Annotated in this window: 17 protein-coding genes and 2 pseudogenes; 2 read left to right on the top strand and 17 right to left on the bottom strand. The window is 53.4% G+C overall.

Annotation, left to right across the window (positions count from 1 at the left end; all coding sequences use genetic code 11):
• Positions 1–1,098 precede the first annotated feature (1,098 nt).
• A complete protein-coding gene (locus J2X61_RS17800; RefSeq protein ID WP_310189503.1) occupies positions 1,099–1,464 on the top strand; it encodes a DUF1304 domain-containing protein in 366 nt (121 codons plus the stop codon).
• A 139-nt stretch (positions 1,465–1,603) separates the two neighbouring features.
• Complete coding sequence (locus J2X61_RS17795; protein ID WP_274470596.1) at positions 1,604–2,359, top strand: DeoR/GlpR family DNA-binding transcription regulator; 756 nt, start codon at positions 1,604–1,606, stop codon at positions 2,357–2,359.
• Between the two features lie 54 nt (positions 2,360–2,413).
• Here the strand turns inward: J2X61_RS17795 and J2X61_RS17790 are convergent, their stop codons facing one another.
• The 17 genes and pseudogenes from J2X61_RS17790 to J2X61_RS17715 form a co-directional block, all read right to left on the bottom strand.
• Positions 2,414–2,614 (bottom strand): YbdD/YjiX family protein, encoded by a 201-nt coding sequence (locus J2X61_RS17790; RefSeq protein ID WP_310189500.1) that lies wholly within the window; start codon positions 2,612–2,614, stop codon positions 2,414–2,416.
• Positions 2,614–4,683, bottom strand: coding sequence for a carbon starvation CstA family protein (locus tag J2X61_RS17785; RefSeq protein ID WP_310189498.1), 2,070 nt, complete (start codon positions 4,681–4,683; stop codon positions 2,614–2,616). Before J2X61_RS17785 ends, J2X61_RS17790 begins: the two co-directional genes overlap by 1 nt.
• A 119-nt stretch (positions 4,684–4,802) precedes the next feature.
• Entirely contained in the window at positions 4,803–5,561 is a 759-nt protein-coding gene (locus J2X61_RS17780) for a LytR/AlgR family response regulator transcription factor (protein ID WP_274470600.1), read from the bottom strand.
• Positions 5,562–5,566: 5 nt separating this feature from the next.
• Positions 5,567–7,174 carry a LytS/YhcK type 5TM receptor domain-containing protein gene (locus tag J2X61_RS17775; RefSeq protein ID WP_274470601.1) on the bottom strand — a complete coding sequence of 536 codons (1,608 nt, stop codon included), beginning with the start codon at positions 7,172–7,174 and terminating at the stop codon, positions 5,567–5,569.
• 1,170 nt (positions 7,175–8,344) lie between these two features.
• Positions 8,345–9,616, bottom strand: coding sequence for an MFS transporter (locus tag J2X61_RS17770; RefSeq protein WP_274470602.1), 1,272 nt, complete (start codon positions 9,614–9,616; stop codon positions 8,345–8,347).
• Positions 9,617–9,769: 153 nt separating this feature from the next.
• Positions 9,770–10,864, bottom strand: coding sequence for an ROK family protein (locus J2X61_RS17765; protein WP_310189497.1), 1,095 nt, complete (start codon positions 10,862–10,864; stop codon positions 9,770–9,772).
• Positions 10,865–11,052: 188 nt separating this feature from the next.
• Entirely contained in the window at positions 11,053–12,687 is a 1,635-nt protein-coding gene (gene nagZ / locus J2X61_RS17760; protein ID WP_310189496.1) for a beta-N-acetylhexosaminidase, read from the bottom strand.
• Between the two features lie 27 nt (positions 12,688–12,714).
• Positions 12,715–13,530: a carbohydrate ABC transporter permease gene (locus J2X61_RS17755; protein WP_310189495.1), complete on the bottom strand. Its 816-nt coding sequence runs from the start codon at positions 13,528–13,530 to the stop codon at positions 12,715–12,717.
• Positions 13,524–14,411, bottom strand: a complete 888-nt coding sequence (locus tag J2X61_RS17750; RefSeq protein ID WP_310189493.1) for a carbohydrate ABC transporter permease — start codon at positions 14,409–14,411, stop codon at positions 13,524–13,526. Before J2X61_RS17750 ends, J2X61_RS17755 begins: the two co-directional genes overlap by 7 nt.
• An 11-nt stretch (positions 14,412–14,422) precedes the next feature.
• Positions 14,423–15,763: an extracellular solute-binding protein gene (locus tag J2X61_RS17745; protein WP_274470606.1), complete on the bottom strand. Its 1,341-nt coding sequence runs from the start codon at positions 15,761–15,763 to the stop codon at positions 14,423–14,425.
• 94 nt (positions 15,764–15,857) lie between these two features.
• Complete coding sequence (locus J2X61_RS17740; RefSeq protein WP_310189492.1) at positions 15,858–17,459, bottom strand: response regulator; 1,602 nt, start codon at positions 17,457–17,459, stop codon at positions 15,858–15,860.
• Complete coding sequence (locus tag J2X61_RS17735) at positions 17,456–19,270, bottom strand: cache domain-containing sensor histidine kinase (RefSeq protein ID WP_310189491.1); 1,815 nt, start codon at positions 19,268–19,270, stop codon at positions 17,456–17,458. Before J2X61_RS17735 ends, J2X61_RS17740 begins: the two co-directional genes overlap by 4 nt.
• A gap of 144 nt (positions 19,271–19,414) precedes the next feature.
• Complete coding sequence (locus tag J2X61_RS17730; RefSeq protein ID WP_310189490.1) at positions 19,415–19,858, bottom strand: OsmC family protein; 444 nt, start codon at positions 19,856–19,858, stop codon at positions 19,415–19,417.
• A gap of 824 nt (positions 19,859–20,682) precedes the next feature.
• Positions 20,683–21,321: pseudogene (locus J2X61_RS36390) on the bottom strand (methyl-accepting chemotaxis protein); the annotation flags it as partial.
• 303 nt (positions 21,322–21,624) lie between these two features.
• Positions 21,625–22,404, bottom strand: a pseudogene (locus tag J2X61_RS36385) (MCP four helix bundle domain-containing protein); the annotation flags it as partial.
• Positions 22,405–22,900: 496 nt separating this feature from the next.
• Positions 22,901–24,070, bottom strand: a complete 1,170-nt coding sequence (gene lplT, locus J2X61_RS17720; RefSeq protein ID WP_310189487.1) for a lysophospholipid transporter LplT — start codon at positions 24,068–24,070, stop codon at positions 22,901–22,903.
• A gap of 15 nt (positions 24,071–24,085) precedes the next feature.
• On the bottom strand, positions 24,086–26,245 hold the full coding sequence (locus tag J2X61_RS17715) for an AMP-binding protein (RefSeq protein WP_310189485.1): 2,160 nt from the start codon (positions 26,243–26,245) through the stop codon (positions 24,086–24,088).
• Positions 26,246–26,319: the final 74 nt, after the last annotated feature.

Below are 26,319 nucleotides of genomic sequence, written 5' to 3'. Positions count from 1 at the left end.
GCTATTCTGCTGAAATCGTAGCGAATCGCCCAAATAATCCGCGAATAGCGTCCTCCCTGTCCGTTAGAGTTTCATCGGACGCCTCAGCCTGCAGATAACGGCTCGTGTGTCCGTTAGATCAGTGCGATGCTGCTCGGCGGCCGCCAGAAGAATACCAAGCCGCTGCCCGGTGGAGGCGTGGTTAATGGGCGGCGCAACCGATGGCTTCCGATGCGCACGCAGCGCCCCTCGCTCTAACGGACACAGTGGACGCTATTTGCCGTTTTGGAGCCGGTTCTCAGCTCTAACGGACACAGGTGACGCTATTCTGCTGAAATCGCAGCGAATCGCCCAAATAATCCGCGAATAGCGTCCTCCCTGTCCGTTAGAGTTTCATCGGACGCCTCAGCCTGCAGATAACGGCTCGTGTGTCCGTTAGATCAGTGCGATGCTGCTCGGCGGCCGCCAGAACACACCTTGAACGCCGGTTCATGCCGATTCAACTACATCCTGCTTTACTTCTATGTCTTTCTGTCATATCTACATCACCCGTATCTTCTACCTCTCGCTCATCTACTTTCCGTTACTTCTACATCTTTCTGTCACATCTACATCACCCGTATCTTCTACCTCTCGCTCATCTACTTTCCGTCACTTCTACGTCTTTCTGTCACATCTACATCACCCGTATCTTCTACCTCTCGCTCATCTACTTTCCGTTACTTCTACGTCTTTCTGTCATATCTACATCACCCGTATCTTCTACCTCGAGCTCATCTACTTTCCGTTACTTCTACATCTTTCTGTCACATCTACATCATCCGCATCTTCTACCTCTCGCTGATCTGCTTTCCGTTACTTCTACGTCTTCCTGTCATATCTACAACTTCCGCATCATTTACTTCCCCCCATCTCCTTCATCACAGCACCAGCAGCGGATTAAAAGGACACACCACCAAGCTGCCCAACGGGTTGGGCATTGCTCCTCGCCCGCTCCCACGAAATGGTCGTTGTAACTTTTCCTAAATCTGTTTGTCTTATTTTGACAAAAGTACACAAAAGCCTTATATTGATTTCAAACAAAACAATTGTGTAACACATAATGGAAGGTGAACTGAAATGGCAATCATCAGCGCAATTTTCGTAGCGCTTGTAGCAGCAGAGCATGTATACATACTCATATTGGAAATGTTCCTGTGGACGACCCCCCGAGCGCTTAAAGCTTTCGGAACGACCAAAATGTTCGCGGAAGAAAGCAAATCATTGGCCGCCAACCAAGGATTGTACAACGGCTTTTTGGCAGCGGGGCTTATATGGGGCCTGCTTCATCCCGATGCCGCTGTGGGGCATCAGCTTCAGCTATTTTTTCTCGGCTGCGTGCTTGTTGCCGCAATCTATGGAGGCATCACGGCCAAACGATCGATTCTCATCGTTCAGGGCCTTCCCGCTCTCATCGCGATGGTCGCTGTGCTAGTAGCAGGATAGCATGGAACCGCTGCATAGACCCGGCCCGGCCACTTCCGGTCTGATAGACGCTTATCCTTCCGCATGATAATATAGAAGCTAGCATGATTTTACATCGTTAGCCCGCTTTCCCGAAGAAGGAAAGCTTACAGGAGGTACCATGGGAAAGACAGATATACGCCGCGATGCCATAATGCAAGCCATTAAAGATAAAGGCTCCATCGCCTTGATCGATATCGTTCAACAGTTTGGCGTATCGGAAGCTACGGCAAGACGGGACCTTGAGATTCTGGAGCAAGAGAAACGCTGCATCCGAACCTTCGGAGGCGCCGTGTTGGAAAGCTTGAAGGTGGAAGTTCCCTTTTTTAACAAAATGGACCTCTATACAGAAGAAAAGAAAGAAATCGCCGACAAGGCGCTGAACTTCATCGAAGACGGCGACATCATCGGCTTGACGGGCGGAACGACCACAACGTTCATCGCCAAGAAGCTCAACCAATTCAAAAACCTCACTGTCATCACCAATGCAGTGAATATCGCGTATGAACTGATCGGCACGCAAGGACTGCAGCTGATTCTGACAGGCGGAGTCATCCGCACGCAAACGTTCGAGCTATCGGGCCCGCTGGCCAATGCGACGCTCGATAACCTAAGCATCCGCAAAACATTCATGGGCGTAGACGGCATCTCGCTAACCCGCGGCATGATGATCTATAACGAGCTGGAAGCGGAGACGAACCGCCGGATGATGAAGCAGTCGATGGAAACGTATCTGGTCGCCGACCATTCCAAATTCAGCCGAAGCTCGCTCTTCGTCATCGGCGAGGTGCAGGAGACGACAGGCATTATCAGCGATTCCAAAATCACCCCGGAGATGAAGGATGCCTTCAAAGACGCCGGAGCCCCCTTCCTGTAAAAAAACAAAAAACTCGACCTCACGGCAAGTCGCCGTGGGATCGAGTTTTTTCATTTAACAGCAGCGGTTGATTTTGCCGCTCTCATAGCGTTCATGCAGGGAGCGCATGTAGAATTCTTTCTCCGTCAACACCGGATTGCCGGGATGATGTTCCTGCTGGTGTTGCACATATTTGGCATAGTCCGGAATATTGAAAATGATTTTAATCGTAGTGTTCACCTTGCGCGAAAAACGGGCAATCGCTCTCAAACTCATCACGCTCCGAATGTAGATTGAACGAACGGCGATTCCTTCAGTTGAGGCTTCTGTTTCTGAACGATAATGTTGAACCATAAACGAATCGAAATGATGATCATCAGCAGAACGACGATCCCGAAGAAGATCGTAAGGCCCGCATCGATGTAATTGTTCGTGACGATTTGTTGCATGACTTCCATATTTTTGGCGGGCGCAATCACTTGGCCGCTGTCAATGCCGGCCTGATATTTCTTCGCTGCCGCCAAGAATCCGATGCTCGGATTGGCAGAGAACGCTTTCTGGTATCCGGCAGTAAGGGTTGTCACAGCCAAGAAAACGAATGGAATGATGCTTACCCAAGCATGGCGGGCTTTGCCCATTTTGATCATAATGGTAACGGCAACGGCCAGCGCGATAGCGGCCAGCATTTGATTCGCAATGCCGAACAATGCCCACAGCGAGTTAATGCCGCCGAACGGATCGACCGCCCCTTGATACAAGAAATATCCCCAAGCCAAGCACACAAGCAGCGAAGCGATGAAATTGTATCTGAAATTGGTCGTTTGACCGAAAGGCTTGTAGAAGTTGCCCACCAGATCCTGCAGCATGAAGCGGCCGACACGAGTCCCTGCATCTACAGCTGTTAAAATAAATACGGCTTCGAACAAAATCGCAAAATGGTACCAAAACGCTTTGGCGCCGCTCAGGAACGTTGAGAAAATCTCCGCCATACCGACAGCCAGCGTCGGCGCTCCGCCCGTACGGGAAAGAATCGTTTTCTCGCCGATCTCCTTGGCTGTGCTTGTAATTTGGTCCGGCGTCAAGGTGAAGCCCCAGGACGAAATTTTCGCAGCGACCGCAGCGGCATCCGTACCGATAACAGCAGGTGAAGAGTTCATGGCAAAGTAGATGCCCGGCTCCAAGGAACATGCTGCAATAAGCGCCATAACGGCAACGAAAGATTCGGCGGCCATCCCGGCATAGCCGATGAACGGCGCATGGCTTTCTCGATCGATCATTTTCGGCGTAGTACCGGAGGAAATCAAGGCATGGAACCCGGACACGGCACCGCACGCGATAGTGATAAACAAGAACGGGAACAAATTACCGGAAAAGACAGGACCGGTGCCATCGATGAATTTCGTCACGGCAGGCATTTTGAGTTCAGGCAGGATCAGCATAATGCCTCCGGCCAGCAGCACAATTACGCCGATCTTCAAGAACGAGCTCAAGTAATCCCGCGGCGCAAGCAGCACCCATACCGGCAAGACCGAAGCTATCAAACCATAAATGACCATCATGATTGCGATTTGCGGCGCACTGAACGTAAACATTTTGGATAGGAGCGGACTTGCCGCAACGTATTGACCCAACCACAGAACGATCATAAGCAGTACGAAGCCAATGATGGAGCCCTCGATCACTTTCCCCGGACGAATATAGCGCATATAAAAGCCCATGAAAATCGCAATCGGCATCGTCATCGCGATGGTGAACATTCCCCACGGTGATTCTGCTAACGCTTTCACAACAACGAGTCCAAGAACGGCCACGATGATAATCAAAATCGCAAGCGTCGCAATGGAAGCCAGCGTACCGCTGAAACGGCCGATTTCATCCTTGGCCATTTGGCCGAGCGACTTGCCGTCACGGCGCATAGAGCCGACCAGCGTTACGAAATCCTGCACGCAGCCGGCAAGAACAGCGCCGATGATGATCCAGAGAATGCTCGGCAGGTACCCCATTTGCGCGGCAAGAATAGGTCCAACCAGCGGACCCGCCCCGGCGATAGCGGCGAAATGATGGCCGAACAGCACGTACTTGTTGGTCGGCACGTAATCTTTGCCATCGTTATTGACGTGTGCCGGCGTAGCCCGCTTATCGTTCAATTCGTAAATTTTTCGAGCGATGAAACGGCTGTAAAAGCGATAACCAAATGCATACGTACAAATCGCGGCGATAATGAGCCATACCGCCGAGATGCTTTCACCTCTGGACAAGGCGAGCATAGCGAACCCGGATGCGCCAAGCGCGGCGATGACCGCCCAGATGACGTAGGAAACAAATTTGTTTTTTAACAGCAACATATCTATGACACCCTCCAATGAACATGATTAGTATTGATAGCGCTTACAGGAAGTATAGCTTGTTTGGGCGACAAGCGGAATACCTGAAACGCAACATGCCATTTTCGAGCCTCATGATGTTATATTTCGAGCTTCAAACGCAGCAGCTTCACATAGTTCCGGCTAACGGGAATGGAGCTTCGCTCCGCATCCTCCATCAGCAAATTATAAGCGCCATTTACCCATGACTTCATCTCGGAGATGGCGGCAAGGTTAACGAGATAGCTTTTGTGGCAGCGAAAAAAACCGTACGGCTCGAGCTTCTGTTCCAGCTCCGACAACGTATACGAGACATGATACGCTTTATCGTACAGGTGCACCTGCACATGCTTCACCTCTTTGCTGATGTACATGATATCCTTCGGGGATACATAAATGATCCCTTCCCCCAGCTCCAGCGCCAGCTTCACACTCGATTTGGCGGAAGGCGCCGTTTGGCCCGCCGTGCTTGGGACAGCGGATCCGCCGCTTGGCTGCTGTATTTTGCGCAGCTCCCGAAATACGATCGCAATATCCTCCTCGTCGTACGGCTTCAGCATATAATGAAAAGCGCGCAGTTTGAACGCATGAACTGCATATTGATCGTATGCGGTCGAGAAGACGATTTTCACCTGCGGGTTCAGTTCCCCTACGATTTCGGCAACCTGCAGTCCATTCAAGTCCGGCATATCCATATCCAGGAACAAAACGTCCGGAGCTTGCTCTTTCACCTTCTTGATCGCATCCATGCCGCCGGTTGCCGCGGTAACCTTGTCCACCTCTTCGCACTGTTCCAGCAGATAGACCAATTCCTCTCTAGCCGGCTCTTCATCGTCTGCAATGACAACGTTCCATCCCATTTCGATCACCTTACCCAAAATTTAATGATTGTACCTTCTCCCGGCGTACTTTGAATGTCCAGCGGATGATCGCCGCCATAATGATAGCTTAACCGCTGTTCAATATTTCGCAGAGCCATGCCGGTATGCTCCTCTTGGCTTTGAAGTTCCGCCGCTTCCAGACCGACGCCATTGTCCTCCACCGTGATCCTGGTGCGCAGCCTCCCCCCGTCCTCCTGCTCCTCTTTCACCGTCAGGCGGATGATGCCGATGCCTGGCTTGTTTTTGATGCCGTGAACGATGGCATTCTCGACCAAGGGCTGAATCGTGAAGGGAGGGATCGACCGCTCCAGCAGTCTTTCTTCAATATCGGCGTAAAATTCCATCTGATCGCCAAGACGGGACTTGATAAGACTGAGATATGACATCACCAGCTCATATTCGTCCCGGATCGTGACCAGGCGCTCATTGCCGTGGCTCATATTTTTCCGCAAAAATTTGGACAAATGCATCACCATCTGCCGAGCCTCTTCCGGCTTCGTACGGATGAACGACTTGACCGTGTTCAGCACATTGAACAGGAAATGCGGATTCATCTGCGCCTGCAGAGAGCGGATCTCCGCATCGGCGAGCAGCTGCGTCTGCCGCTCGGATTCCACGAACGCATACTGCTGGGACAGCAGCTCGGCCAGAGAAGCGAGCATTCTCCGGCGGGACGGATTGTCATCCTGCTCCCTTTCGTAATACAAGCGGAAATGCCCGATCGGCGGTCGATGGGGGACGCGGATAAGCAGATCGCTCCAATATTTCGTTTTTCTGCCTTCCGCGATCCATGCTTCGCCGTCTTTGCTGAAAAACGCCCCAACCGCCTTCATTTCCCCATGCAGCACTTTGGCAATTCCCGCTACCGCCTTGTCGAATTCCAGCCGCCACAGGGGCATCGTCATGTCCGCAATTTGCAGCGCCTGATGCGCATGTTCCGCGCCGATCCGCGCCTCTTCCCGTTCCATCGTGTTGTACAACACGAAATAAAGCGCCACGCCGACGCTGTTCGCTAACGTCTGCGGCAAGCCGATAAGCGACACCAGGTTGACGGCTTCTCCCCACGGCTTGGCGAGCGCAAGGATAAGAATCATTTGCAGCGCTTCCGCTAGAAAACCGACGACGAATGCCAACTGAACGGAGGAAACTTTGCGGAACCGTTTCTTGAAAGCATTGCGGCATAAGCCGGCGAGCACCCCTTGCAGCATCGGCGCAATCATGCACGCAACGGCGACGAAGCCGCCCAGGCTGTACCGATGCAGGCCGGCGATAGCGCCGACAATGAAGCCGCTCTTGACGCCGCCAAGCAGCCCGGCGATGACCACGCCGACGGTTCGCGCATTCGCGATGGCTGCCGTCGGTGCGACTTCGCCGATCCATGGCGCCGGCCGGTACGAATAATCCGAGACCGTCACGCCGGAGTAGGTGGCCAGGATCGCGTAGGCGGAAAAGAAAACCAGGAAGCGCCACTGATACGTCCGTGCGCCCTGATAGCTCATATAACTGCGCATCCAGCGGCTGCGAGAGAAAGCGAACGCCAGCGCGATCAAGAAGCCCACCCGCTCCATCATATCGACGAACAATTGAAGCATGTTTCACACACCTTTCCTATCGTTATCCTAGCAGAAAACGAAAGGCTTTGCAGTAATGTGCCCCGAAGCTGCTGTACTATCCTTTTTGTCCGGAGTCGATGTTGGGTGGGCTTCTTTGACCACTCACCCCTTGGATCAGCTGCGGAGTTGTATGGCCGGTTCTCTTTGGCTACTATCCCCTTGAATCAGGAGCGGAGTTACTTGGCCGGCTCTCTTTGGACACTATCCCCTTGGGTCAGGTACGGAGTTGTTTGGCGGGCTCCTTTGGACACTATCCCCTTGGATCAGGGGCGGAGTTACTTGGCAGGCTTTCTTTGGACACTATCCCCTTGGATCAGGGGCGGAGTTACTTGGCAGGCTTTCTTTGGACACTATCCCCTTGGATCAGGAGCGGAGTTACTTGGCAGGCTCTCTTTGGACACTATCCCCTTGGGTCAGGTACGGAGTTGTTTGGCCGGCTCTCTTTGGACACTATCCCTTTGGATCAGGGGGGGAGTTACTTGGCCGGCTTTCTTTGGACACTATCCCCTTGGATCAGGTGTGGAGTTACTTGGCCGGCTCTCCCTCCACTATCCCCTTGAGTCAGGGGCGGAATTGTTTGGCCGGCTCTCTTTGGACACTATCCCCTTGGATCAGGGGCGGAGTTACTTGGCCGGCTCTCTCTCCACTATCCCCTTGAGTCAGGTGCGGAGATATACCTGAGCGAATGGGGGAATGGCCAGAAGCGGCGTCCATCCAACACACTGAGCGAACGGGATAGTGACCAGAAGCGGCGTTCATCTCGCACACTGAGCGAACGGGATAGTGGCCAGAAGCAGCGTCCATCCGACGCACTGAGCGAATGGGATAGTGACCAGAGTCCGTTCATCTCACGCACTGAGCGAATGGGATAGTGACCTGAAGCGGTGTTCATCTCGCACACTGAGCGAACGGGATAGTGGCTAGAAGCGGCAATTCATCCATAACCCTGAGCGAACGGGATAGTGGCCAGAAGGAAAGTTCATCCAACACACTGAGCCAATGGGATAGTGGCCAGAAGGAGCGTTCATCCAACACACTGAGCGAATGGGATAGTGGCCAGAAACGATGTTCAGGCTACACACTCGAGGGTAAGAGAAAGAAGGAAGAAAAAATGGAACCGCCGCTCGGGCAGTTCCATCCAAATCACTATTAACCGGCTTTTGCTTCCTCGCCACTTGTCTGATTAATTGCATTCGCCTTATACTTCAGCGTCGGAAGCATGATCAGAATGCCAATTACAAACAACGCGGCAGAAGCAATATAAATGCTTGCAAGCGGGAAAGCAGCTTTAATGCTGCCAGTCAAGCTCATCGTCAGAACCATCGCTCCCATAAACAACGGGTTCAAAATCCCATTGACACGCCCGACGAAGGACTCTTCGGTATTGCCTAGAATCATCGTCGAAATACCGATTTGAATGGCCGGCATCACGAGACCGGACATAAATTGGAACACTAGCGCCAGCCAAACCAGATGCGTAAGTCCTAACACAGTGAATGCAACGACGTTTACCGCCATGCCGATAATAAGGAGCATCTGCGGTGATACTTTTTTGGAGAAGCCCATCGTCAAGCCGCCCCCGACAATCATCGCAACCCCGTTGGCTGCCATGAACCATTGTAGATCTTGTTTCGGCAAGGATAGATTTTCGGTTACCAAAAAAATGCCAAGCTGGGAGATAAGACCGATCCCGAGTCCGGCTACCAAGAAACATCCGCCTAAGGTGACAAGCATTTTATTCTTCAGAACATACCTGAACCCTTGACCCATTTCTGCGATAATGTGCGTGGACGGTTTCTCGGTATCTCCGATATTTTTGCGGTCGGCAGGCAGAAATGTCAGCACCAGCGCGGATAAAAGGAAACACACGCCCATAATGGCAACCGCCACTTCAATCCCGAAGTGGTAGTACACGAACGTTCCCATAATTGGCCCCAAAATCATGAAGATCGCCATCATCGATTGGAATAGCGACATCCCCATTTGCATTTGGGATTCGTGAACATGGACTTTGAACAGCTTCATGCCGGAAGGCTGAGAAAATTGGGACAAAATCGACGACACAAGCGTGGCGAAAAAGATCGCCTTCCACGAGCCGAAGTACAGCGTCACCATGATAACAAATACGGAAATGGCGCTTAATATATCACACCAAACCATCGTCAGTTTGGGTCTCCACCGGTCGGCGAACGCGCCGCCAATGAAAGAGAAGATAAAAATTGGTGCGAACTCGGCCACCGAAATCAAAGAAATCGAATAAGGATTATTATTCGTCATATCCGTTACATAGAGAAGTATCGCAAAGTTGCGGATCCAGATGCCGATTTGCAGAAAAAGGCCTGATAGCATAATGGACTGCACGAAACGATTAGCGAAAAAGGATCGCATCGTAGGCGCGTCCGAAGCTATTGTTTGAGACATAAGAAAAAACACCCCTTCTTCATTCATTAGTCCATAAAACTTAACTTCTTCTTGACGAGAAAAAAAGAAATAAAGTTTCATAAGCCTTATTCAATTTAACGAAAAAGGTGGTTACCGTCTAGTGACATAGGTCATATGACCGGTCATAAAGGTTCAGCGTGACTGTGACATCAGCAGCGCAGCGCCAACAGCCCCTGCGGCCGAGCCAAGCGAGGATGATGCGAACCGGACCGGCCGGCGAATCGAAGGCAAGCAGCGCTCTTCGACGATCTCGCGCATCGGTCCGAGCAGTCCCTCGCCGATCCGCGAAGCGCCGCCGCCAAGAACGACCACCTGCGGATTCAGCAGGTGGAGGATACTCACGAGCCCGATGCCGAGTGCCCGGCCCGCTTCGCGCAGGATGCCTGCAGCATCGGCATCCCCTTCCGCGGCTGCTACCGCAACGAGCCGCGCATCCACGCGGCCCGGGTCCCCGCCCGACAGCCGCGTGAGCGCGCCTTCGCCGCCTGCGCGTACGAGCTCTGCGCCGCGGCGGCCAATGGCGGTGCCTGACGCATAGAGCTCCAGGCACCCCACGTTCCCGCAGGGGCAGAGCAGCCCATTTCCATCGATGGAAATGTGGCCGAGCTCCCCTGCGTTACCGTTCGTTCCGGCGATCAGTCGCCCGCCGGAGATGATACCCCCGCCGATCCCCGTGGAGATCGTCACATAGATGCAGTCCGGCGCGCCTTCACCGGCGCCGGCCAGCCATTCGCCGACCGCCGCGGCGGTGGCGTCGTTCTCTACTCTGACCGCGCATGCGAAGCGGTCAGAGAGCACGGCGGCGACGGGAACGTCGCGCCAGCCGAGGTTGGCGGCGAACGTGACGACACCGTTCGCCGTATCCAGCGTGCCCGCGGTGGCTACGCCAATGCCGCGGAGAACGTCGCGGCCGCCGGGCGCCGCCGCGATGAGCTTGTCGATCAGGCTGCACAGCCGATCGAGCACGGCCGCCTCACCCTGCTGCGCGAGGGTGGGGATTTCGTCTTTCGCGATGATGGTGCCATCGCTGGCAATGAGGGCGGCTAACATTTTGGTACCGCCAAGATCAACCCCGACGTAGCAATCCCGCAGAAGTACACCCTCGTCATGGCCATCCTGGCTCTCGGTGGTCCCTTTCGCCACACTCACATCCTGCACCTCACGCACTCCCTCACCTTCCACACTTACGCCCTGCGACTCCCTCACTCCCTCAACTTTCGCACTCACATCCTGCACCTCCCTCACTCCTTCACTTTCCACACTCGCATCCTGCGACTCCCCCACTCCTTCACCTTCAACACTCACATCCTGCATTTCCCTCGCTCCCTCAACTTCCGCACTCACACCCGCATCTGCGTCAGAGTATGTCTGGCCTGTCGCCAAGTTCCGGACTTGCTCGCTCTCGCTCTTCCTCCTCATATCTCCTGCCTCCATCCAATGGGATATAGCTCCGACAGCGTAACAGGCAGCCGCCCGACGGGCTTCTCTTTGCCTAGAAGCACGCTCGCGAGAGAGGCCATCGCCAGCGGGCGATTCTCGTAGCAGGCCAAGTAGGTCTTCACCTCGGGGAATTGGAGCAGATCGTACGGGTTACGGCCCGCAGCGACGATGAGATGCAGCGCTTCGCGTTTGGCCAGCTCCTTCACCAGCTGTGTTTGCCCCTGTGAGAAAGTGGCGTTGTACGTCACGACCACGACTTGCTGCTTGCCTTCGGCAGCTTGCAAGATGGTCTCGATTTCCGGCTCTGACGGAAATAATCCCACGTACACCTCTTCGACAGGCTGGCCGGAAATATCCGCTAATGCGCTGCCCAGCGTGCCCTGACGCTCCACCACTTCATCGATCTCCGTGCCTGCCTGCACTTCCGTCCAGACGACCAGAAGCGATTCGTGCATGTCCACGAATTTGGCGGTTTCGGCTTTCACCAGCGTAATGCTTTTGCGGCTAAGCTCCTTCGCCAAGAGCTGGTGCTCCGGAGTCGAAATCGGTTCGTCCGGGACAGGGACCAGCTTATCGAAAGCAATTTCACGCTTGCATTTATGAGTCATTATCCGCAGCAAGGATTCGTCAATGCGGGATTCCGCAATCCGGCCGCTTTCTACGGCAGCAATTACCGCCTCTATAGCGGCTATTTGACGTTCCAGCGTATGGCTGACGAGGATCAAATCCGAGCCGGCTTCCACCGCGCGCACCGCTCCCTCGGCCACGCCGATCCCCTCGGAGATCGCTTTCATTTCCAGGCAGTCGGTGACGATCAAGCCTTGGAAACCAAGCTCCTTTCGCAGCAGCTCCGTCAAAATGCGATAGGACAGCGTCGACGGAACTCCGCTTGGCTCCAGCGCAGCGAATACGACATGCGCCGTCATAATGGCGTCTACGCCGCCTTCGATCGCTTGGATGAAGGGAGCCAATTCCAGCTCCATCAAACGCTCCATGCTATGCGGCACAACCGGAAGGTCATGATGCGAGTCCTCCGACGTATCGCCATGCCCGGGGAAGTGCTTGACCGTCGCAATGACGCCTGTATCCTGTAAGCCTCTGACCGCGTGCGTGCCCATGTCGCCGACGATAGCGGCCGTTTCCCCGTAAGAACGCACCCCAATGACCGGATTCAGCCGGTTATTGTTAATGTCGAGGCACGGGGCGAAATTCATATTCACGCCCATTTGGCGCAGCTCCTTTCCCATAATTTTGGAGCTGGCATATACTCCGGCTGGGGCAAAAGTCGCTCCCAGCGCCATGTTGCCCGGCAGCAGCGTCGCTCCTTGTTCAATCCGGGACACCATCCCGCCTTCTTGATCCACCGCAATGAACAACGGCTGCCCGCCGCTGCGCTGGCTCCGTTCCTGCAGTTGGGCCGATAATTGTGCCAATTGGCGGGCATCTTTCACATTGCGCCGGAAATAGATGACGCCGCCGAGCCCATACTGCTCGATTAGCTGCGTAACGGCATCATTCGGCTCCATCGTTTGGAACCCGCAGATAAACATTTGACCTACTTTTTGCCGCAGAGTTAAAGGAAGATGTGAAGAGTTGGACGAGGATGACATCGATGAACACGCTCCTTGATAGTAGGGTTAAGCTTTAACGCTTTCAATCATGCGCTTCTGCAAAAACAGGTAGATCAGAACGACGGGAACGAGACTGAACATAATCGCCGCACATAGCGAGCCGTAGTTCATATTCAGCTGGTCGTAGAAGGCAACCATGCTGACCGGCAATGTGCGAAGTCTCTCTTTGGACTGGAACAAATTAGCCATCATGAACTCGTTCCAACTGCTGAGGAAGTTGAGCATAAACACGGGGAGGAGCATAGGAGCTGTCGTCGGGACGAGGACGCGCCCCAGCAATCCGTAGATCGAGAGGCCGTCCATGATACTCGCATCCTCCAGCTCACTGGGAATGGACTTGAAGATCGCATTAACCATGAAAACCGTGAGCGGCAGTCCAACCGTTATGTAAGGCAAGATTAAAGCCATAGGTGTATTATACAAATGCAAGCTTCTTAGCAGCATATATAGCGGTACAAGCAGCGAGCCTGCGGGTACTAGCAGCGCCAGCATCAGCACTCGTCTGATCGCTTTGCTCAAGCGCGGAAATGTCATGCGTGTCAGCGCGAATGACGTAGCTGTGCCAAGCAGCAGCGTCATCGCTGCCGATATGATTGAAATGACTAGACTGTTCGTGAAATATTGGGAAACGTGCGCTCCCGTCCAGGCGTTCCAATAATTAGATATGAGCCATTCGTTCGGCCAAGACCAGGGCGAAGTGATGATTTCCTTATTCGTTTTGAAGGAGGAGAGGAGTACCCAACCCATTGGTAATAAAATAATGCCGATATACAGAGCCAGGACGGCATGCGGCAGCGCATTTCGAGGCGCCCGCTTCACCACAGCCGCACCTCCTCTTGCTTCGCCGTCATCCATCCGAAAACGGACGTCAATAGTCCGGTAAATAATAATAGGAGCAGCGCAATTGCATTGGCGTAGCCGTATTCGCCTATCCTGTACGCTTTCTTATACATGTAGGTACCCATCACTTCCGTAATCCCGTATGGATTGCCGCCTGTCATGACGAAAACGATATCAAGCGCCTTCATGCCTCCGGTTATCGACAGCAGGATCATCACTAGGATGACGGGCCGCAGAAGCGGAAGCGTCATCGACCAGGCTTGCCGGAAGCTCGATGCTCCGTCCATCTCTGACGCCTCCAGAATGCTCTTCGGAATGGCATGAATCGCCGACACGACCAGAATGACGTAGAAGCCGATCCACTGCCAAGCGTTCGTCACGAGCACGGACAGCATCGCGGTCGATTCATCCGCCAGCCAAGTATGCTGCCATGTCTGCAGACCGGCGGCCTCCAGCACTTGGTTCAGCAAGCCCGCTTCGGGATGGTAGATGAAGCCCCAGAGCACTCCGATCACGGCCGTTGACAAAATCGTCGGAAGGAAGATCATCGTTCGATAGAAGGCCATCCACCGCCGGACTCTGCTCAACGTCAGCGATAATCCGAGAATGAACGGGATCTGCAAGCCTACGGAGAATACGATAAAATACAAATTATTTCGCACGGCCATCCAGAAATATGGGTCCTGGAACGCCGTGATGAAATTGTGCAGACCATTCCATCGGGCCGGCGATACCCCGTTCCACGCTGTGAATCCGTACCGGAAGGACATCATCATGGGGGATATGAAGAAAATGACGAGTAAGAGCAGCGTGGGAATCGTAAAAATGGCGTAAGCCAACCGGCTTCTTCCTGCTTGTTTCATGGCTTAACCTACTATTTCGTATGAGTTTCTTCCTTATTGGAAGCCTCCTGCTGCTTCTGGATATCCGCCATCAACGAGGCCGGGTCCGTTCTTCCGCCTACCAGCTCCTGCATGCCGCGCTCCAGCTTCTCCCGAACCTTGGTCTGGATGCGCGAGTCGAAGGCGGGGAAAGCCCCTTTGCTGCTCGCGAACACTTGCAAGATCTCGGTAACGAGCGGATTCACATTGCTGGTGTCCTGAAGCTTCATCGCAGGCGGCATGCCTTCTTCGACAAGCTGCCTTTTCTGCATCGGTTCGTTATACATCTGGCGGATGAATTCCTTGATCGCCACGAGCTGAGCTGGCGTCGCTTTCCTGGAAAAGCCGTAAGCGTTGGACCAGCCGCCGTTAATATAGCCGTCTCCCGGTCCGCCCATGTCCGGGAAGCTCATGAATCCTACGTCGTTCGCGATCGTCGACTTCTCGGGATCGAGCAATGGCGTATTGGCCCAGGAGCCGTCGAACATAAATGCAGCTTCGCCGCTGCTGAATTTATTTTGCTGTTCGGCATAGGAGAGCGCCAGGCTGCCTTCTTGAAAATATCCTTTTTTCACCAGCATATTGTACTTCTCGAAAGCGTCCGCCACATCGGGATCCGTCCATCGCTTGCTGCCGTCAAGCAACCCTTCGACGGATTGGGGACCGGCCGTACGAACCCACATCGTATTGATCATCATATTGATGACCCAGGAATCTTTGGCGGCGAGCGCAAAAGGCGTGATTTTCCGCGCCTTCAGCTTGGCGGCGGCGGCGATCAGCTCCTCCCAGGTTCGGGGCGGATCTATCTGTTGGTCGGACAAAAGCTTTTTGTTATAATAAAGCCCCTCGACATACCCTGCCATCGGGATCCCGTAAATTTTGCCGTCTACCGTAAACTCCTCGAAGCTGTAGAACTTATCCGTAAGTCCCAGCTCCGCCAGAATAGGCGTCAGATCAAGGAGCCTGTTCGCTTTGACATAATCCCTCGTATCGGTGCCTCCGAACAAATCGAAGATTTCCGGCGGATTTCCGGCTGCCATCTCGGCTCTCAGCTTCTCGAACCGGTTCACCTTGTCCTCGACGCCGTCCAGCGTGATCGATAAGCCCGGCACCTTCGCCTCGGTTGCTTTCACTACCTCCTGCAGCATGGCCAGCCGCTTCTTCTGCGTATCTTTCACCTGCGTATGGCGGATTGTCAGCAGGACAGGCTCCTCTTTGGCGCCAGGCGCCGGAGCTTCGCCGCCCGGATTCGTCAGGTTTGCGCTGCTGCAGGCTGACGCCGCGAGCGAAACGGCGACGAGCCCGGCTGCCAATCTCCACTTACTTTTTGCCATGTTCCTCGGTCGCCTCCAAGCTTGCAAAATAAGTATAATTGAACGGTCGTTCACCCTGAAGACCTACAAATTCCTCATCCAGGGGCAAATTTCTCTACTTTGCCTCCATGCGCTTCTCCCGGTACTCCGACGGGATCTCGCCGGTGAACTTCTGGAATACTTTGGTGAAATAACGCCGCTCGACATACCCGACGGATTTGCCGATATCGGTTATGCTCTTGTCGCTGTGCAGCAGCATCGATTTGGCCAGCTCCATCCGGTGCCTGGTGACATACTCCACGAAAGTTTCCGCGAAATGCTGCTTGAACAACAAGCTGAAATAGCTTGATGATATGCCGAGGGAGCCGGCGACGTCATCGATGCCGAAGTCGCTCGAATAATGTGTGCGGATATACTCCTTCGCCTGCGCCATCAGCACCTCGCTGTTTTTCTTCTTATTCGCGCCTTCCAGTCCGATCGCGGCGAGCTGCTCCATGACTTGGAACAGATGCGGAATGCTTTCGCTTTGGTCCAACTGGCGCCACACCCGCTCCTCCTCTTGCACATTCAGCGAACTCATCTCCCGCAGCTCGCGCAGCACGTGCAAGATCAGAAAATGCAGCATTTGATAAGCTCTGGCGAAGGAACTGTTCGGCAGCCCTTCCAGCAGCGTCTTCAACCGGTTCAAAGCATCCTCGGTTTTGGCGCGATTCAGCTGTTTGAGGCCGGTCACCACCTCCTCAACCAGAAACCACAACGAGCTGTTCGCATCCGCGGGCTCTTGCGACTCTTTATAGCGCAGCACGGCTTCCTGCTTGCCCATGTTAAGCTGCATGAACCGCTGCAGCTTGCGGTATGTGCCGGACAGCTCACGCAGTCCCACTGCGGTAGGATAGAAGCCAACGCTGATGCCCAGCTTCACCGATTCCCGCACATTCTTCTGCAATTGTGCCGCCAGCCCGCCAAGCCTGGCATCCGATGATTCGTCCGTGTCCGACTCATCCCACTGAATCAGTAAACACCATTCGCCTTCCCGCATCTGCAGGACGGAGAATTCAGCCTTGTGCCCGGCCATAGAATCCTGCAGCACGTTGCGGACCGCGAAATTCCACAGCTTCCTCTCCTGTTCCGGCCAATGGAGCGATTGCTGCGAGTAATCGTCCACGTCGATCAACATGAACGAATACTTGAGCGTATCCAGATCCACGTTATCGATCGGCAGCAGTGTGTTCGCCGCAACATCCGTACAATTGAGCAGGACGTCCTGCAAAATTTTCTCATAGGCCAGATTTTTCATCCGCCCCCATCTCATCTGCTCCTCGCGCTTGCTCGCTTTCTCCTCCCTGATAACGCCAGCCAAATGGCGTATGCTGGTTTCCAGCTCTTCATAATTGATAGGCTTTAATATGTAATCTCTGACGCCGTAACGCATTAGTGAGCGGGCATACTCGAAATCTTGATACCCCGTAACCATAAGCACCTTGCACGTCTCGTTAATCTCCCGGAGCTGGCCGACGAACGTAATGCCATCCATCAAGGGCATGCGAATATCGCTCATCACCAGATCGGGCACATGCATCTTGCACAGCTCGAGTGCTTCCATCCCGTTTCTCGCCGTTCCGGCTATATCGATCTCCAGCTCGGTCCATGGAATAACCATTTGTAAATTCCGCAAAATGTTAGGCTCATCGTCCGCCAATATCGCTTTCAGTCTCATAGGCTTCCTCCTCCCGTCTTGGGAATGACAATCTTGATCGTTGTTCCATGCCCTTCCATGCTGCAAATAAACATCCCGTACCGACTGCCGTACTGGATGCGGATGCGGTCCGCTACATTGCTGACGCCAAGCCCTCTCCGCTCTTCATTGACGTTCGCCCCGAGTATTTCGTGGAAAGGTGTCGCCAGCTCCGTCCGGTAATGAAATTTAGCCAATTTCTCATGGCTGATGCCTACGCCGTTATCCGCGACATACAACCCGATCCGTTCGCCTTCATCGGCAACCGTGACCGTGATGATCCCCATGTAATCAATCGGCTCGAAGCCATGCTGTAATGCATTTTCTACCAATGGTTGAAGCGTCAGCTTCAGGATGTTGAACGGCATCGCGGCGGGGTCCGCCTCAATGACATAGCGGAATTGATCCTCGAAGCGAAATTCCTGAATTTCCAGATAGCTTTTGAGATGCTCCAGCTCTTGTCCGAGCGTGATCTCTTCCCTGTTCTCCATGCCGATCCTTAGCAGATTGCCGAGCCGGTACACCATTTGGCTCACTTTCCTGCCCTGATTCTGGATCGCCAGCACATTGATCGATTCCAGCGTATTGAACAGGAAATGCGGCTTGATCTGAGCCTGCAGCAGCATCAACTCGGCCTTGTTCTTGCGGTCCTGCTGCAGCTTGACCTCTTCCAGCAGGTCCTCGACCCGCACGACGAGGGAGTTGAACCCTCTGGCCAGCGCCGACGTTTCATCTTTGCCGCTTTCCTCCATGCGCGTCGTCAGGTCGCCGCGTTCCACTTTTTTCATAGAGGAGAGCATACGCAGAATCAGCTGCACGATACGCCGCACGAATACCAGATTGTATACGAGCGCGAAAAATAAACAAACAAACGTAATCCCGGCAACCAGCTTCATAATCGTCTCGATTTCGCCTGCGACATATTTCCATGAGGTGATCGATACGACGCTCCAATCCTGCACCCCCATCTGATTAATGTTCAAATGATAGAGGGAGACCAAGCTCTTTTCGTTTTGAAAATTAGCCTGAAAACTTTGATTGCCTTGCCGCAAATCGAGCTTGCCGCCCAGCAGCTGGAGCACATTGGCCCCTTCCAAATCCTGCTTATTGTCATAGAAAATAAGTCCGCTCTTGTTCACAAGCAAGTATCGTTTGGAGCTGCTTTCGGTCGTATTGAACGATTTGAAAATTTGATCAAGCTCATTGAATCTGAACTTCAGCAGCATGAAGCCGAGATTGTCCATCGTCCAGAAATCTTTGACCATTCGTGCTTGGTAGAATTCGCCGCGGCCCGCCCCCAGCTCCTTATATTCCGACGGTCCGATCCACAGCGGACTGCCGTTCAATTCCTTAATCTGCTCAAAGGCCGTGGAGCCCGCCAGCGTCGCCCAAGGCAGAGCGCTGCCGCTCGTTCTTCCCGCGCTGAAGGAGCTGCCGGCGTTGTTATAAATGACGACGGATTGAATCGGTGAATACGTCAGGATGGAGCCGCGCAGCAGCGTATCGAACGTGTTCAAATCGTAGGAGGAGGGCGCCTCCTCTCCTGGCTTTACCTCGTCAATCGTCCGGTAAATGCCTTGAATGCTGTCCTTGACCATCCAGAAGTCGGAGAAATAGTTCGCTTCCTTGAACATGTAATAGATGTTCCGGGATATCGCCTGCAGAGTGACCTCGGTCAAGTCTCCGTATTTTTTCTCAATCAGCTGCTGCGAAACCGTATATACAGCCGTGCCCAGCACGAATAAGGGGATAATAATGAATAATAAAAAACCGATAAAAACTTTTTTATTCAAATTCATTTGTCGTCTCGGGGACCCCTTCTAAACCGAATCAGGCACCCTCCTGGGGACGGCGCCTCTCTACTGATGCTTTTATTATAAATGAGCCTTCTTGGGGGAACCTAGGGATAGGATTAGCCTGCTGAGGGATAAAATCGTCTACTCCGGGACGGTCGTAATCACCGGTTCTACGGACACGTCTACATTGCCTTTGAGCGCCTTGCTGATCATACAGGCTTGCTCCGCCCGGTACACCGCCTTGTTTATTTTATCCAACTGCTCCTCCGGCATATGAACGTTGACGGAAATTTGCGGCCGATGAATGATACGGTTCACCTTCATAGCCGGGCTGCTCTCCACATAGATCTCGGAATGCAGCTGCAGCGATGCGATGCCTTGCCGTTTCAGCAGCATGCCGAGCGTAATGAGATAGCATGTCGCCGCCGCGCCCAGCAGCAGCTCCTCCGGATTCGTACCGATGCCAGGCCCGTCGAATTGGCTGGGCACCGAGATCGCCGAATCCAGATTGCCGGACCGGATATGTCCGTTGCCGTCGAGTCCTCCGGTCCATTCGGCTTGCAGCTTGAATGGCTGTTCGCTCATACAGGAATCACTCCTTCTCTTCTGATGCAGATGATTGCTCTCATTGTATCGAAATGCGCCGGCATTCACCAGTCGGTTGGATGAAGAATTTTCCCTGAAATGGAAAAATCGCCCCCGTCCTGTGATCAGGACGAGAACGATTTCGATTTGCGCAATATAAAAGGCTTCGCCATTAGGCTGCACTTCGATTGCGATTATTGATCTCTATGATTATGCATTCTCTATGTGTTGGAATCAAAACAATGAAAGCCCTACCTCTCTTCCATCCTTGCGGCTCCAATGACCGCGCCAGTACGAATTGCTTAACAAACACTGCTGCCGAAACACGAAGACGCTGCCTCGGTTTTACCTGAACAAACTATCATTGGGATTGAACTAACAAGGAGAGGGGGTTACTTTCTACTCGTAAATTGTCTTAATGAGGGTAAATGAGGTTTTGGTCTATAGTGTTTATATGGTTCATTTCAATCAATAGATGAAATTATACTTGATAGAGAACACACTTGTCAATAAGATTCTTTTTCCTAAGCAGAGAAAAAGGCAGTCCCGCTGACCAAATCAGTAGTCTGGGGCTGCCTTGATGCACGTGCTGTGTAATACTTACGGACACCGGTACTCTTATTTCCGTTTCCATCGCCCCTTTTGAGCTCTAACGGACACTAGCGACTCTATTTACCCATTCGGGGCCACTAACGCGCTCCAAGATAACGAATAGCGTTACCTCTGGCCGTTAAAATCCCAGATCGGCCTTTTACCTCCTAATAAGCGCTGTGGTGTCCGTTAGACCTGCTTCGGAGCCGTCGCCTCCAACCGGCGGGGCATTTCTAAACGGTAAATTTCTGCAGTGAAATTTGCAGCTCCTCCGCCAGTCCGGCCAAGGACTTGGCGGAATTCTCGATTTCCTCCGTCGTCGACATTTGCTGCTGGCTGGCGGCTGACGTCTCCTGACTGGCGGAAATACCGGTTTCCGACACGCTGCTCACGATCCCCATCACCTGTTCGATGCGTACATTGGCGTCCACGAGCTGGTTAATGTTCTGATTCACCCGCTCGACTTTGGCATTCACCTTCTCAACGGACAGCTCGATGTGCGTAAACGATTCCTGCGCCTCGCCGGAAATCGTCAGTCCGGCCTGCACCTTGCCTGCTCCTTCATGCATCGAGCTGACCGCGTGATTGATCTGTCTCTGAATCGTAGAGACCAGATCCGTGATGTTGCGCGCCGAAGATGCGGACTGCTCGGCGAGCTTGCGCACTTCTCCGGCGACGACAGCGAAGCCGCGGCCCGCTTCTCCTGCGCGCGCCGCTTCAATCGCAGCGTTCAACGACAGCAAATTGGTTTGCGTCGAAATTTCATTGATCACATTGACGATCTCGCCAATCTTATGCGCATTTTTCCCAAGTGCCGCGATGACGCCGTTCACCTCTTGAACCGCATCCGAAATCTCGGACATTTGACCCGCAATCGAGACGACGGAACGTTTGCCGTTCTGCGCGGCAGCAGTCGCTTGACCGACGAGCTCCGTGACTTCCTGCGCCGATTCGTCGATCCGCTTCGTGCTTGTGAGCATCTGCTGCACGGCTTCATTCGCTTGATTCACACCGGCGAACTGCTTCTCGAAATCTTCCGAGAGCTGTGCGCTGGAAGAAGCGACTTGCTTGGCGGCAAGCGTGCTTTGCTCGGAGCTGGCGAGCAGCTCTTCGGAGCTGGCCGATAGCGTCAGCGCATTATCGGCGATTTGCGCAACGAGGCTGCGCAAATTGCCCGTCATCGCGTTGAAGGAACTGGTCAATTTGCCGACTTCATCCGCATACGGATAATCTCCCTTCACGGAAAGATCGCCGCCTGCCGCTTTCTCCATGTGTTCCTGCAGCCTGCGGATCGGCGTCGTCACAATCATATTGAGCGCCAGCGCATTCACCGTCATCACCACAATAGCGATGATAGTCGCTACAATAATGACCCCGTGCGAGATGCTCGAATCTCTGCTGCTTGTTTGTTGAAACTGCTCCGCCGCGGCTTCTTTAAGCTCCACCAGCTTATCAAGCGCCGCAATCGTTTTGTCGCCATGAGGGGACACTTCATTATTATAAACCTGGTAAGCGACTTGGTTATTTTGCGTCGCATGGTCCATCGTCATCGTTACGATTTCCCGGTATTTCTTATTCAGCTCCTCGAAACTTTTGAAGGCGGCCGCTTCCTCCTCCGTTAACGGGATCCCGGACAGCTTGGCGACCAGCTCCTGATTCTCGGCGCCGCTCTCATCCAGCTTCGCTTTCAGCTTGGCTTTGTACTTCACATCGACGGACAGCATCATTTCGAGCAGATACGATTCCGTTTCATTGAAATTCGATTTCAATTGATTCATCCATTTGACAGAAAGCAGGCTTTCCTCATACATCCTAGTAGAATTGCTAGACATCTTATCCATGAAATAATAGCCGGTAATACCAACGATCAGGAGGAATAAAATAGCAATCGCATTCATCAAAAGCAGCTTAAATCTGAGCTTTAGATTTCGAAGAAAGGACAGGTTGAATTTCATATTTCTTACGTTGTTCAGGCTGTTCATATTCAAACTCTTGGCGAATTTCAAAGTCCGTTCTCCTCCTGATCATGCAGACCTTCTAACGAATGTTAGATTCTCTCACACAATTATAAATTAATTTACCTATGGTTTATTTTACAAACAAGCGGCCTTTATGTAAAGACAAAATTCGGCAAAATCGCCTGTACAATCATACTTTCCTCCTAGTAAAATACTACCAATCCAGCTGCGGCTCGGTAATGATTCTTATGCTTTCTTTTGGTTTCATTGTGAATCCGCTTTCGATTGATGGGAGGGGATCTAACATCGTGAGCATCCCTTTCTCGGAGCCGCCGCAATACAAATAGGCCCAGCCGCTTCGTCTCATGACGGCATCGCCGATGTCGCCGTGAGTCAGAGCAGAGGGCACTTAAGGCTGCTGCTTATTTTATTCAAAGTGTATCAAGGCAAACATTCGCAGCATCTTGAGGCTTCCGTCTATCGCGGTGATCTGCTAAATCGCCGTTTTCAGCCGTTCCCGCTGCACGATCAGATAGACTACGAACACGGCCAGCATGCAGGCGATCCCGGTGATCGACAGATCCGGAGACAGCCCATCCTTGGAGATTTGCGTGTAGATCCCGACGCCCCCCAGCATCATCGCATTTTCGATGAAGTTTTGAACGGCAATCGTTTTCCCCGCCCCGATCATTCCCTGTCCCTTATCCTGCAGGATCGTATTCATCGGTACGATAAACACGCCGCCGCTGAAGCCCACCAGGAGGAGCAGAGCAATCGTCATGTACAGGTTCGTGATAAGCGGGAACAGCAAAATGACAATGATCATGATGATACCGAACACGAAGGAATTATAATAGCGCCGGGCCGGAACAAGCTTCGGCGTCGCCAGCGCCCCGATCATGATGCCGACGCCGGTGACGGCCACCAGCAGCGAAATCTGATCGACCGACTGGATGCCGAGATGCAGCGGTACCCAGGCAATGATGGCAAGCCGAACGACCGACGATGTCATCCAGAACGAGCCCGTGCCGACGAGCGAGAAACGGGTAGCCCGATCCTCCAGCAGCAATCTCATATCCGCCGCAAAAGCTTTGGCCGCCTGGCCGTAGCGAATCGCCGGATTGCCGTGCAGCTTAGGCATCTGAAGCGTCATCGCCAGCGAAATGAAATAGAGCGCCAAGCAAGCGGAGATGGAACCCGGGAGCGACATCTTGGCCAGGATGCCGCCGCACACCGAGCCAAGCAGAATCGCCATGATCGTATAACCTTCCAGCCTTGCATTTGCCCGCAGAAGCTCCTGATCGGAATGCGTCAGCGAAGGCAGAATTCCATACTTGGCCGGCGAGTAGACGGCAGCTCCTATTCCGACAATGCCGTAGCTGACTGCCGGGTCTACATGCAGGAACATGGCCAGAATGCCCAGGCTTTTAAGGGCATTTCCGACGAGAAGGACGCGGGACTTGGAATTTCTGTCGGCGAATGCGCCGACGAATGGCGCAAGCAGGACGAATGCCGCAAGGAACGAGCCCTGCACGACACCGATGTAATAGTCGGGAAACGCATGCTGTTTAATAATGGCGAGCGTAATGAAGAGAATCATGTTATCGGCACATGCAGATAGAAATTGAGTAAAGTAGAGTAGCTGAAGAGGTTTCATTCTCATATTGGGTTCGCTCCCTTAAGATGCGTGAGGATCCTGCAGAGCACGCCGCTTGATCGTCACATAGTCGATTTTGCCGCTGCCGAGCAGCGGCAATTGTTCCACGAAGCGAAGCTCCGAAGGCATATAGATCGATGGATGCCCCTGCCCCTTCATCGCTTCTCTAAGCGCATGCAGTTGGACGCTCGGATTGTTATGATAGACAACGATCCGCTCCCCCTTGCGCGTATCCGGCACCGCGATCGCAGCGCACAGCGCATGGGGCGGCAAGCTAGCGGCGACCAGCTCTTCAACCATCGGCAGCGATACTTTCTCGCCGCCGATTTTGGCGAAAGACTGCAATCTCGCCTGGATCGTCAAGAATCCCTCGCTATCCATCTGAACGACATCGCCGCAGCTGTACCATTCCGGGCAAGGGACAAAGCCCTGGCCATGGATCAGATACCCTTTCATAACATTCGGGCCCTTCACCAGCAAATGGCCGCCCTTCTCGATTCCATCCACCTTCTCGATCCGGATCTGCATTCCCGGCAGCACCCGGCCAACGGTTCCTTTCCGCACATACATCGGCGTATTCAGCGAAATGACAGGCGCCGTTTCCGTCGTTCCGTACCCTTCAAGAATCCGGATACCGAACTTATCCGCCCACGTTTGCCTCACTTCTTCCTTCAGCTTCTCGGCGCCGGCCACTACGTATTTGAGCGCACAGGCGAAATCATAAGCATGCGCCGTTCTCGCATAAGCCGCCAGAAACGTTGACGTACCGAATAAAATCGTAATGTTCCGATCATAGACGATCTCAGGTATAACCTTGTAATGGAGCGGATTCGGGTACATGACCACTTTCATGCCCGATAAGATTGGCAGCATCGTACCGGCTGTCAAGCCGAACGAATGAAACATCGGCATCGCGCCGAGCACAACGTCGGACGCATTGAAGGCGATCGCGACTTTAGCCTGCTGAATGTTGGCATAAATGTTGCGGTGAGTCAGCACAACTCCCTTCGGTTTACTTTCACTGCCCGAAGTGAAGAGGACGACTTCGTTCGCGTCTTGCCCGACAGGCCCCTCCGTCTTCCGTATCCAATCGAGGAGTCCGCGCCATTTATGAGCAAAACCAATGGTCGTTTTCATATCTTCCAGATAAATGATCGTATGCAAGCTGCCTGCTCCTTCGATGAAACCGGCGAGATCCGCCTTCTCCACGAAGGCTCTGGACGTAATAATCGTCGTTGCAGACGCGGTTTGGCAAGCATCCAGCATCGCCTGCTTCCCGGCGGAGTAATTCAGGATCGCCGGCGTAACGCCCAGGCGGAATAGCGCGAACAGCGTAACGGCATGCGCCGCTGCATTCGGCAGGAGCACGGCTGCGCGCTTCTGTCCGGACAGCTCCTGCTCCAATCGGCGAGCGATTGTATAAGTGGACAGCAGCAGCTTGCGGTAGGATAACGCTGCATCGGCCATCACATCTTCGCAAATGATCGTCCCGTAGCCATGCTGCCGGGCCGCAAGGAGCAGCTCATTAAATAAGTTGATCTGCGGCTTCATCCGGCTGTCCAGCAGATGGCTCTGCATGCGGCTGCCGATCTCGTCCGTGGCCCGCTCCTTCTGCGCTCTCCGCGTGAGTTTCTCGTCCACAGCCACTTGAAACGCTTCGCCGATTGAAATGGTTACCGCCGGAAACCAGATCTGCTTGATTTTGCCGCGGAGGTAGGAAAGCTTGGAATGCTCCAGACCGTTCAAGGCCACCGGCACCATACGGGCCTGAGACCTCACCGCGATGTAACCGATGCCGCCGTAGAGCTTCATCATGCCGCCTGTCGTGGTAATGCGCCCCTCCGGGAAGATGACAAGCGGCGTTCCGCTTTGCACGGTTTTGAGCATTTTGCGTACGGAGTAGGGGTTCAGCGGATCCACCGGAATGTGCGCCCGGAAGTGAAGCAGCCAAGCAAACCGCTTGGCGATTCGCGTATTCACCACGAAAGCCACTTCCTTCGGCAGGATCAGCGCAAGCAGCGCCGCATCCAGCAAGGAAACGTGATTCGGCACGAGCACCGTTTTCTCCGACAAAACAAGCCGTTCCATTCCTTTCACTTGGACTCGAAAGCTGGCAAGAACAACGGGGCGCAGCAGCGGAAGCAGCAGCCTTAGCAGCGTAATAAAAAACCATTTGATCATGGTGACTCCTCCTAAGCGTTCGCATGGCGATACTGGAAATCCGGCATAAAACACGAAGTTTATTTGGGCTTCTC

The organism is Bacillus sp. 3255, assembly GCF_031456485.1.
In the GTDB taxonomy this organism is placed as follows: Bacteria; Bacillota; Bacilli; order Paenibacillales; family NBRC-103111; genus Paenibacillus_E.
The sequence above is the reverse complement of the archived record's forward strand: the minus strand, read 5'-3'. Positions and strand labels throughout refer to the sequence as shown.